We start from the raw sequence: 11,643 nt of genomic DNA on the forward strand, positions 1-11,643 counted from the left end.
TCCATAGGTGGTTCTAAATGTCATACATACAAATGAAAGATATATATAAAGTATATCCACCTGATGTTTTAGCCTTGGAAGGAGTGAATTTCTCCTTAGAAAGAGGAGAAATTCATTCTATTATAGGAGAAAACGGAGCCGGAAAAAGCACGCTGATGAAGATCTTATACGGTATGGTACCTCCATCCAGTGGTGAGATCGTTATCAATAATAAAGAACAAAAAATAACTAACCCAAACGTAGCTATTCAAATTGGTATAGGTATGGTTCACCAAGAATTTATGCTCGTTCCTTCTTTTAAGGTATACGAGAATGTTGTTTTAGGTTTAGAAAAGACAAAAAATTTCGGTTTCGTAGATAAAGAAAAAATATTAAATGAGTTAGAAGAGATTACCAAAAAGTTTAGTTTGGTTGTTGATTTACAAGCAACAACTTCTAACCTCTCTGTCGCATCTCAACAAAAAGTGGAGATCCTAAAATTGTTGTATAGAAAGGTCGACACGTTAATTTTTGATGAACCAACAGCGGTATTAACCCCTCAAGAAACTCAGCAACTGTTCAAAGAGATAAGAAATATTAGAGATACAGGCAAAACCATTGTTTTTATCAGTCATAAATTGGAAGAAGTATTGGAAATCTCAGATATTATAACAGTTATGAGAAGAGGAAAAATTATCTCAACTTTAAAAAACGATAACCTCTCAAAAGGCGAATTGGCGAAAATGATGGTGGGCAAAGAAGTTATGCTTACAATAAAGAAAGTCCCAAAAGAACCAGGTAAAGAGATTTTTAAATGTGAAAATTTAACCGTTGCTTCGAATAAAACAAAGATAAACCTATTGTCAAACATAAATATTGTTATTAGATCAGGAGAGATAGTCGGTTTAGCAGGAGTAGAGGGCAATGGTCAATACGAGATTGTACAAACAATAATTGGTGAAATTTATCCACACCACGGAAAAATATATATAGAAGATAAAAATATCACAGAGCTCCCCATCAGAAAAAGAAGAAGACTAATAGGTTATATCCCAGCTGATAGAAAAAGATATGGATTAGCTTTAAACGCCGTTTTAACAGAAAATCTTTCCATGACTCACCACTTAGGTGAAAAATTGTCAAAATTTAAATATATCATGGATTGGAAAAAGGCCAAAAAATTTGCAAAGGGTTTGATCAAACAATACAACATCCTTTCAAGAAGTATCAACGATCTTCCCAAAAGTCTTTCTGGAGGTAATCAGCAGAAATTAATAGTTGCTCGTGAATTCAGCCTCGATGCACCATTTTTGCTCTTGGACCAACCAACAAGAGGATTAGATGTTGGTTCAATAGAATATGTTCATAACGTTATTCTTGAGATGAGAAAACAAGGGAAAGGGATTATGATGATCTCTGCAGATCTAGACGAACTTTTATCTATGTGCGATAGGTTATACGTTGTACGAAAAGGAGAAATAGTTGCTGAATTAGACCCCAAAATTCACTCAAAAGAAGAAGTTGGCGAGTACATGTTGGGGGCCAAATTATGAAAAGTTTGAACAAAATACTAACAGGAATCGTTGGCATAGCCTTATCTTTTCTTGCAGGTGCGATTTTGATCAAACTTCAGGGGAATTCCCCTATTGATGCTTATCGAGCATTATTTGATTACGGATTAGTTTCATGGTTTTCCCTTTCTTCAACTTTAAACAACGCTACCCCATTGATTTTAACGGGTATGGCTGCAGCGATAGCCTTCAGTTCAAACGTGGTGAACCTTGGAGAACCAGGGCAACTGATTGTTGGAGCTTTGACCGCAGCACTTTTGGGATACTATCTACCCATCCCAGGAATCATAGGGATATTTGTTATTTTGATAATATCTGGTATCGTTGGTGGTTTATATGGTGGTTTGGCTGGCGTACTAAAAAAGTATTATAAAATGGATGAATTTATAACCACTTTAATGTTGAATTTCATAGCTGATTACTTTACCTTGTACCTGGCAACCTATCCATTTTTGGATAAAAACTCATATGTTCCTGCCACTCGTATGATTAAAAAAGAATTTTTTCTTCCCACTATCAACGGAATTAATATTAGTTTTTTCATAGCGATTTTTATGGTCTTTGTTTCTTCCTTTGTTGTAACTTATCTAAAAAAAGGTTACGAATGGCGGATGATGGGATACAATTATAATTTTTCAAAGATTGGTGGATGTGAAAATGAAGAAAATTTAATCTGGGTTATGTTTTATACAGGTTTCCTTTCCGGGTTAGCAGGTGCTTTGCTGATATTGGGTGGAACTCAACATAGGTTTACTAAAGGAATCGGAGCAAACTATGGTTGGGATGGGGTAATGCTTGCCATAGTTGGAGGTAACGGCGTCGTTGAAACATCAGTTTTTGCAATATTCTTCGGATTTCTTAAAGCAGGTGGAATAGGTATGGAATTCGAGGTATCAATACCTTCAGAATTTACAATGGTTCTTCAAGCTATAATCGTTTTATTAGTTGTTGCAACAAGGAGTACGATATCTTACTACAGTGATAAAATCAGGGCTTCTCTGAAAGTACAAAGAGTGGTGAAATCCTCTGAATAATATAATTTCTTTACTAATTAGGGACAGTTTTAGTAGTGCAACTCCTATACTTCTTGCAGCATTGGGGGGGACTTTTACCTACTACGCCAACGTATTCAACATCGCTATGGAAGGTATGATGCTCATCGGGGCTTTCTTCGGAGTTTTGGGAAGTTATCTTTTTCAAAGTTGGGCAATTGGCATGTTGTTTGCAGTCATTTCTGGAGTTGTTGTTGCTTTAATTTTTTCGGCATTTGCATTGTCCCTTAAAACAGACGAATTTTTGACTGGTATAGGTATAAATATGCTCGCCTTGGGCGGAACTACGTATCTTTTAAGGAATATTTTCGAAGTAAAAGGTGCCTTCATATCTCCAAGGATAGAATCTCTTCCAACATGGGACATACCTATTTTAAATCAAATTCCTATACTCTCACAAATATTGAATTATCATCCTTTTATTGTTTACTTAGCAATACTTTTAGCTTTGTTGTTAGAAGTTATAATATTTCATACAAAATTCGGTCTCAGACTTAGGGCAACAGGGGAAGATCCAGAAACCACAAGATCTTTAGGCATTAATCCTAATAAAATGAAGTTTACCTCTATACTACTTTCAGGTATACTTTCTTCCATGGCTGGCACATACTTATCCTTAGGCTATGTTACCCTTTTCAGTGAAAATATGTCAAACGGCAGAGGATGGATCTCTTTGGCTATAATAATCTTGGTAAAAGGTCGTCCTTTAGGAATACTTTTAATGTCTTTACTGTTCGGATTTTTTGAAAGTGTGACTTTCACTCTTCAAAACTTCAATATCCCACCACAAATCACTTCCATGTTACCTTATGTGATTACTTTGGTAGTCTTATTTCTATACAGTTTCAATAAAAACAAAGAAGAAAAATGAGTAAAATTAAGAAAACAGAAGAAATATTGAGTTAATTAACTATAATTCAGTTTAATTCCCTCTAATCATCCATAATCAAGTTTGCAATTTAAATTATTTAGAGATATACTATATAAGTGTAGTTTCGAAAACGTTTGCATAATAATTGTAACAAGGTGATTTTTATGAATAGACAAGTAACCATAAAAGATATAGCAAAAGAAGCAGGAGTATCCATATCTACTGTTTCAAGGGTGGTAAACAGTTCCTTACCAGTAAAAAAAGAAACGAAAGAAAAGGTCTTAAAGGCAATTGAAAAGTTGAATTATTATCCCGATTCTCTCGCCAGGAGTTTAAGAGTTGGATACACCAAGACAATAGGTATAATCATCCCAAATATTGCCAATCCCTTTTTTGCAACTATAGTAAGAGGGGCAGAAGATTTTCTAAGATCAAAAGGCTTTTCTTTGATTATATGCAATTCGGATAACAACATTGCTGAAGAAAAAAAATTATTTAAAACATTACTCGAAAAGAAAGTCGATGGGATTTTATACTCAGGCATAGGTGACCATGTTGAAAATCTCATAAACAGAAATGTAAAAACCGTTTTCATAGACAGGATCATTAAAAACAATAAATTCTCTTACGTTTGTTCTAACAATTACAATGGGATGTATAAATTACTCGAATATCTCTATAATTCAAATCACAGAAAATTCATATTTATAAGCGGTAAAAAAGAAATATTCAGTGCAGCTGAAAGATTAAGAGCCTTCCAAGATTTTGCAAATGAATATAAGATAGATTTTAAAATATATGAGGGAGAGTATACTCATGAATCGGGGATTTCAATTGCTAAAAAGATTAAAAATCTTCCCGACGTTGTGGTATGTGCAAACGATTTGTTGGCTTATGGAGTTATAGAACATTTTAAATCAAAGGGTTTGAAAGTGCCAAAAGATGTAAGCGTCACTGGCTACGACGACATCGCCTTTAGTAAAATGTTCTCGCCACCCTTAACGACTGTGAAACAACCTATATATGAAATGGGAAAAACGGCTGGAAAAATGATCTTTACAACACTTTCAAAGAAAATAGATCACATCCCTGTAAAACAGTTTGAGAACGAGATAATTATTCGGGAAAGTACGAGGAGGAGATTATAGTCTGTTAAGGATTCTTTACGGTAAAACGTTATGGTTGGTTTTATTTTTCGTGGTAAAAAACAAATTTTAGACTCTTTAGAAATAGAAAAAATTTTGAATCTGGGAGGTGGTTTTTATAAGGGTTAGAGAATACGACAAAATGTCTCACTTTTCAAAGAAATAGTAAAAAAGAGTTTCAAATACTGAATAAAAGCGAATAAGAAGAAGGGAGGTATATTAGAAAAAATTGCTTTTTAAAACCATGATAAAATGAGTGTTTTAGAATTTCTAAAGTGAGTAAACAAATTTTATGAGGAGGTGTGAGTTTCATGAAAGGAATTAAAGTATTTTTGGTAGTGTTAATTTCAGCAATATCACTTGTGTCATTTTCGCAAGATGTAACAGTTACTTGGTGGTATGAAAGTGTTACTCCAGATAATTTAAAAGCTATGGAAGAAAATTTAGTTAAACCTTTTGAAGAAAGTCATCCAGGTATTAAAATAGAAATCATTGTAAAAAATCAATTACAAGAAGTTCTTAGGACAGCTATTATTGCAGGTGAAGGGCCTGATATAATAATGACGATGGGTCCAGCAGAAGCTAACAGATACGCTTCAGCAGGCTATTTACTTCCCTTAGATGAATATTTGGAAAAAACAGGTTTACTCGAAGAAATTCCAAAAATGTTTTTAGAAGTGGGAAAAGTAGGAGGAAAGATTTACTCAATACCAAAAACTATGGAAAGCATGGGAGTAATATATAATAAGACTCTTTTTGAGAAATATGGGTTGAAAGAACCAAAAAATAGGCAAGAATGGTTAGAACTTAATAATAGTGTAAAGGCTCAGGGTATTTTGCCAATAGGAGCAGGGAATGCTAATTGGAAACCAACCAATGAGCATTATGTAACTCTTTATTTAAATCACTATGCAGGTCCAGAAAATGTGTATAAAGCTTTAAAAGGAGAGTTACGATGGGATGACACTCTTTTTGTCGAAGCGATAGAAATGTTAAAAACTGATTTTGAGAAATATTGGCCGAAATATGAGATTTATTCGGTTTTAAACCCTGAAGATTTTGTTCCGATGGTTTCAATGGGGCAATCAGCAATGTTTTTAGTTGGTACGTGGGGTTTCCAATGGGTAATAGACCCTGACTACTGGCCATCTGATGATGAATTTGGTTGGTTCCCATTTCCTACTTTGAGAGAAGATGTGCCTTATCCTCTTGTAGATATAGGCATTGGTACGACTCTTTCCGTGAACAAAAATAGCCCCAACTCGGAAGAAGCTACTGAATTTATATCTTGGACATTAGCTGAGAATAAACAAGGAATAGCTAACTTATTAAGAGATTTTCCTGGAGAATGGATTGCCCCTGTTGAAATTCCAGAGGAAGTTGTTCCAAATGATGTAGATCCAATTTTTTATGAACATGTTCAAACACAGTATGACTTACTCCAAAAAGGTAATTATGGTTACACAACTTGGACTTTTTTGGGTCCTGAAACATGGCAATGGTGTTACGAAGGTATAGAACAGGTTTGGTTGAACAAAATTACTCCTGAAGAGTACATGAGCAAGTGGCAAGAAATATTCACAAAAGAGTTAAAAGAAGGCTTAGTCCCACCAATTCCAGAAAGGAGGTAAAATTTAGAAGGGGAGACGCGTCTCCCCTTCTTCAAAGAATAAAATGAGGAAAAAAACAAAAAAAAATAAGAGTATTTTTTCTGTCAGTGGATTTGTTTTACCCGCATTGATAATAAATATTATAGTAATTTTGGTGCCTGTCATAATTACTCTGATTTTAGCCTTTTTTGAATGGGATGGTTTAAATATTCCAAAGTTCGTTGGGTTCAGAAATTTTGTTACAATTTTTCAGGATGCAAATTTTTTGAAAGCTCTAACTAACAATCTTATTTGGACTTTGATTTTCCTTACTATACCAGTAATAATGGGATTAATTGTGGCTGAATTACTAAGAAAAACAAAATGGACATTTTTACAGCCTTTTTTTTTCTTTCCGGTAATTTTGCCTGTAGCATCGGTAGGTTTGATATGGAAATTTATATATCATCCCATTAGAGGATTAGGTAAGTATTTAGATGTAGTTGTATTAGGGAACCCTGAAATCGCATTATACGGAATAGCTTTTGCAAATATTTGGGCTTGGTGGGGTTTCCTTTGCGTTGTTTTCTATAGTGCTATGCAAGGGATATCTTCAGAACTTTATGAATCAGCCCGTTTAGATGGCGCTAACAAATGGCAAGAATTTATATACATAACGATTCCTCAAATAATTCCAACGATTGTTTTTATGGAAGTTATGACAATAATTTGGTCATTCTTAGTCTTTGATTGGGTTTGGATTATGACACAAGGAGGTCCAGCTGGTTCCTCAGAACTATTGGCAACTCTTTTATATAAAAAAGCCTTTTATTCCTACAAAGTTGGGGAGGCGAGTGCAATCGGTGTTATCATCTCTTTATTTGGTTTCTTAGGAGTATCTTTATATTATTATTTGAACAAAAGAGGAGTTGAAGTTTAAAGATGAAAAAAATTTCCTTAAGTGATTCCATAATTCGTTTGGTATTAATTATTTTCTTAATTTATACACTATTTCCGTTATATATTGCTATAAGTGCATCTTTAAAAACTGGGTTTGAACTGTTTTCCGATCCTCTAGGTTTGCCTAATCCCCCTGCTTTTAAAAATTACTCTCGTTCTTTCGTTGAAACTGGATTAGGTAGAGCCTATTTAAACAGCGCTATCTTATCTTTAGGAACAGATCTAGGAATTTTATTGACAGCCATACCAATTTCATATGCTCTAGCAAAGATGAATTTCCAAGGAAAAAACTTTTTAATTGGTTATTTTTTCTTTTGTACTACTATTCCTCCTCAGTTATTTATTGTGCCACTATATTTTATGTTTAGCAGATTAGGTCTTGTTAATTCTCTTTTTGGATTAATAATTATATATATTGCAATGTGGACCCCTTTTTCTACGTTATTAATGAGATCATATTTTGTTAAAGTACCTAACGAACTACTTGAGGCGGCATTAATAGACGGGGCATCAAAATGGAAAGCTTTCTGGAAAGTTGTTTTTCCAGTGGCAAGACCAGGAATAACTACCACACTTTTAATTGTAACGATGTGGAGTTGGAACAACTTATTATTACCCTTAACTTTTATTAACGATGAAAAATTAAAACCCGTAACAGTGGCTGTTGCAATGTTAGAAGGAAAATGGAGCAGTTCATGGGAGATTATAATGGCCGCTTCAATATTAGCATCTTTGCCTATAATAATACTTTTTATATTCTCTCATAGAAATTTTGTAGAAGGCTTAGCAGGAACTGGCCTTAAAGGTTAACTATAAAATTATTTTGGAGGTGTTTTTACTATGATATTTGAAGATCCAAAATTGTTAATAGAAGATGAATTAAAACAATTAGAAGAAGAAGGATATATAATATCAGATGTTGCAGATTCTTACAAGTGGTACCTTCTGAACAGACCTACCTTAAACTGGAAAGATACCCTACATTTTTATAATTTTTATCTTAATAATTTAGAAAAGGATCCAAATTTTAAATACAATGAACCATCTGAGATTGATGAAATAAAGTCAAACTCAAAATTTAAAAGTTACAATAATCAAAATTTTTCGGAAGAAGCAATATATGAAAAAATTTACGGGGCATTGTTGGGCAGGGCTGCAGGCTGTATGCTTGGGAAACCTGTTGAAGGCTGGAAAAGAGAGGAGATATTAGAGTATCTTTCCAAAGTAGGAGAAAGTAGTTTAACTTACTATTTCCCTTTTGTAGAAGGTTATGAAAATAAAATAAGGACAGAAGAATGCTTTAGAAACACCTTAAACAAAGCTGTCCGTGATGATGATTTAGATTATCCTATAATAGGATTAAAAATTTTAGAGGAATACGGAACAGAATTTTCTACAAAGAATGTGGGAAAGATTTGGTTAGAAAATTTGCCCTTTGGTTTGGTTTATACTGCAGAAAGAGCTGCATATAGAAACTTAGTCAATTCATTAATTCCTCCCGAAACTGCAAGATTTATAAATCCTTATAGAGAATGGATAGGAGCACAGATAAGAGGAGATATTTTTGGATGGATTTCTCCATCAGATCCAATTAAAGCTGCTTATTTAGCGTATAAAGATGCCTCACTTTCTCACGTAAAAAACGGTATATATGGAGAAATGTATATATCAGCTCTTTTATCCTTGGCGTATATAATTGACGAACCCCCAGAACTTATTCAGGAGAGTTTAAATTTTATTCCTGAAACTTCAAGGTTTCATGAAGCTATAAGTTTTGTTTTAGAACTATATGAAAGAAGGATAGATTTTGAGGCGGCTTGGGAAGAGGTAAACAAGAATTTTGGTAAATATCATTTTGTTCATACCATAAACAATGCTTGTTTTGTTGTACTTGCCTTATTATACGGAGAGAAAAATTTTGAGAGAACCGTTTGCTTAGCTGTGGAATGTGGCTGTGATACTGATTGTAATGGTGCCACAGCTGGATCAATACTCGGATTACTCTTAGGATATAAAAATCTCCCTGAAAGATGGGTATCTCCCTTAAACGACACTTTAGAATCTCTTGTTCCTGGATTTCAAAGGGTAAAAATTTCTGACTTAGCTCGTAGGATAACAAATTTGATTTCATAAATTTTTTTCTTTTTTTTAGAATAATAAAAACGGTATTTCATATTCAAAGTTCTTCTCTTAATTAAGGTACCATTTTCAATAGAGAAGAACTTCTTTTCGAGTAAAAAACTTTTCTTTAATTTAAAAATATTATATATTATAATTTTACTGAAACTATTCAAAGGAGAGATAGTCCAATGATCGCTGTAATTGGTAGCAGTAACATGGATATAGTATTCAACGTTGAACATTTTACACTTCCAGGAGAAACCCAAAAAGCTCTTTCGCTAGACTTTTATTTTGGTGGCAAAGGGGCGAATCAAGCCGTTGCAGCCGCTAAGTTATCTGAAAAGCCTGTTTACTTTTGTAGCTGCGTAGGTGATGACGAGTATGGGAATCAAATTTCTCAAAACTTTAAAAAGTATAAAATCGAAGGTCATTATGTACAGAAGAATGAAAAAACAGGTAGGGCTTATATAGAGGTTGATAAAAGTGGTGAGAATAGGATAATCATTTTCTCAGGTGCTAACGATAATGTAGATAAGAATAAAATAGATAAGTTTTTTGATGAATATGGTGATGAAATAGATATTTGTTTATTGCAGAATGAAATTCCCATGCAAAGCGTTGAGTATGCTATTTCTAAGTTAAAAGAAAAAGGAATAACTATTATATACGATCCAGCCCCTGTTGGAAGTACAAAGATAGAAAGTTTGAAAGATATTGATTTCTTAACTCCCAACAATAAAGAGTTTATCTTCCTTTGTGAAAAAGAAAAAATAGATTTCAACGAAAACAACCTCGCTAAATCATTGCTTGAATTTAAAAGAATTAGTAAGGTAAAAAATTTGATTGTGAAGATGGGAGATAAAGGAGTTATATACGTTGACAAAAATGAAAAGTTTGGGAAAATTGAGCCTCTAAAAGTAAACTCGGTTGATAGTACCGGTGCAGGAGATATCTTCAATGGTGCCTTTGCCGTAGCTTTTTCAGAAACAAAGGACTTAAAGAAAAGCCTTGTTTTTGCCAATACCGCTGCTGCAATCTCTGTTGAAAGAAAAGGAGCCCAATCTTCAATCCCTAAAAGGGAAGAAGTATTAAAACGCTTTTCATGAATTATTATCGTACAACTGATGCAAAATGCCGTTTTTCCTCAAAGGAACGAATAATTTATACATGAAAATAAGCGCAGCAGTATAAAACACTGAGCTAATTAAGAACAAGTAAGTATAACCGCTTGGTAATACACTTACGATTCCAAATATAAAAGCAGCCAAAGACCTTGTCAAAAAATTGGCAGCGTTCCTAAGGCTATATATCGATGTGACTCTATTTTTTGGAAGTGCACTCAAAACAGATGATGTTTCCACGGGATTAGTCATATTCATAAAAGTGAATCTCAAAGCGTAAAAACCAATGAAAATAAAAGGATTTCGAATAAACCCTAAACTTATAATCAACGGAATAACTATCCCATTTAAAATGAATGTATATTTAAAAGGGCCGAATCTTTTAGCAAGTACTGATGAAAGAGCAGAGCCGGCGGCGGCCCCAAATTGTGCAATTGACAACGATATACCTATCAAGGAAGGAGACATGTTGAATAGGTCTTTGTATATAATGTTCCCAAAATTAACAAACAATCCCGCTCCAAAAGATATCGCTGCTGTTCTTAAAAAATAGTATTTTAAAATGTATTTTTCTTCTTTGTTATATTGGGAAAAGTCTAAAACTTTTTGAAGAGTAACTCTTTTATCTTTAATGCTTTCGGGTAGATTTTTTAATAATATGGGTGATATGGCATAACAAATCCCTGTTATGTAAAGAGTTAACCTTAAACCTAGATATTCTCCCATAAAGCCACCTATGAAGTTCCCTAAAACACCACTAGCCATAAAAATAGCAAAATTATATCCAAAAGCAGCCCCCCGGGTTGAACTATCTGTAACATCCATCAAATAAGAATCCAAGAGTAACCTTCTAGAAGTCATAAATCCACCGTTCAAGAATCCAAAAACTAATAAAATATTTTTATAAGGAAAAGTACTTCTTATCAACAATAGAATGCCAAAACTTAGAGAAGATATAATGATCATTTTTTTCTTTCCGATTCTATCCCCAAGAATTCCTATTAAAATCCCTAAGATAGCAGCACCCAACATTTCAAAAGAGGTTATTTGACCAATGAACTGATTTGTATACCCCAAATCTCTTAAAAATAAATTAAAAACAACCCTATAAATTGCCCAAAAAGAGCTACTTATGGAGGAAAAAATAAGCAAATTAATAACCTTTTGTGTCAGTTTACTCACCTCAATATAGTTAGCTTGTCTAACTATATTGTACCATCATTCTTTAGAATCT

General features: G+C 33.6%; 10 protein-coding genes. 9 read left to right on the plus strand and 1 reads right to left on the minus strand.

The features are described 5' to 3' along the window. The first annotated feature begins 17 nt into the window (after nt 1–17). The 9 genes from AA80_RS04075 to rbsK all read left to right on the plus strand — a co-directional run bounded on the left by AA80_RS04075 (nt 18) and on the right by rbsK (nt 10,394). Nucleotides 18–1,532, plus strand: coding sequence for an ABC transporter ATP-binding protein (locus AA80_RS04075; RefSeq protein ID WP_103876541.1), 1,515 nt, complete (start codon nt 18–20; stop codon nt 1,530–1,532). Then, nucleotides 1,529–2,584 carry an ABC transporter permease gene (locus AA80_RS04080; protein WP_103876542.1) on the plus strand — a complete coding sequence of 352 codons (1,056 nt, stop codon included), beginning with the start codon at nt 1,529–1,531 and terminating at the stop codon, nt 2,582–2,584. The genes AA80_RS04075 and AA80_RS04080 overlap by 4 nt, the downstream gene beginning before the upstream one ends. A 16-nt stretch (nt 2,585–2,600) precedes the next feature. After that, nucleotides 2,601–3,473: an ABC transporter permease gene (locus AA80_RS04085; RefSeq protein ID WP_103876543.1), complete on the plus strand. Its 873-nt coding sequence runs from the start codon at nt 2,601–2,603 to the stop codon at nt 3,471–3,473. A 164-nt stretch (nt 3,474–3,637) separates the two neighbouring features. Next, on the plus strand, nt 3,638–4,621 hold the full coding sequence (locus AA80_RS04090) for a LacI family DNA-binding transcriptional regulator (RefSeq protein ID WP_103876544.1): 984 nt from the start codon (nt 3,638–3,640) through the stop codon (nt 4,619–4,621). 308 nt (nt 4,622–4,929) lie between these two features. Continuing rightward, nucleotides 4,930–6,249: an ABC transporter substrate-binding protein gene (locus AA80_RS04095; RefSeq protein ID WP_103876545.1), complete on the plus strand. Its 1,320-nt coding sequence runs from the start codon at nt 4,930–4,932 to the stop codon at nt 6,247–6,249. A gap of 244 nt (nt 6,250–6,493) precedes the next feature. Continuing rightward, complete coding sequence (locus AA80_RS04100; RefSeq protein ID WP_211286595.1) at nt 6,494–7,147, plus strand: carbohydrate ABC transporter permease; 654 nt, start codon at nt 6,494–6,496, stop codon at nt 7,145–7,147. A gap of 2 nt (nt 7,148–7,149) precedes the next feature. Then, the gene (locus tag AA80_RS04105) at nt 7,150–7,977 is read left to right on the plus strand and encodes a carbohydrate ABC transporter permease (RefSeq protein WP_103876547.1); all 828 of its coding nucleotides are present in this window, start codon (nt 7,150–7,152) and stop codon (nt 7,975–7,977) included. Nucleotides 7,978–8,007: 30 nt separating this feature from the next. Then, entirely contained in the window at nt 8,008–9,300 is a 1,293-nt protein-coding gene (locus AA80_RS04110) for an ADP-ribosylglycohydrolase family protein (RefSeq protein ID WP_103876548.1), read from the plus strand. A 176-nt stretch (nt 9,301–9,476) separates the two neighbouring features. Beyond that, nucleotides 9,477–10,394 carry a ribokinase gene (gene rbsK, locus AA80_RS04115; RefSeq protein ID WP_103876549.1) on the plus strand — a complete coding sequence of 306 codons (918 nt, stop codon included), beginning with the start codon at nt 9,477–9,479 and terminating at the stop codon, nt 10,392–10,394. Here the strand turns inward: rbsK and AA80_RS04120 are convergent. Continuing rightward, the gene (locus AA80_RS04120) at nt 10,389–11,591 is read right to left on the minus strand and encodes an MFS transporter (protein ID WP_243830520.1); all 1,203 of its coding nucleotides are present in this window, start codon (nt 11,589–11,591) and stop codon (nt 10,389–10,391) included. The genes rbsK and AA80_RS04120 overlap by 6 nt on opposite strands. Nucleotides 11,592–11,643: the final 52 nt, after the last annotated feature.

The sequence above is a fragment of the Petrotoga sibirica DSM 13575 genome, assembly GCF_002924625.1.
In the GTDB taxonomy this organism is placed as follows: domain Bacteria; phylum Thermotogota; class Thermotogae; order Petrotogales; family Petrotogaceae; genus Petrotoga; species Petrotoga sibirica.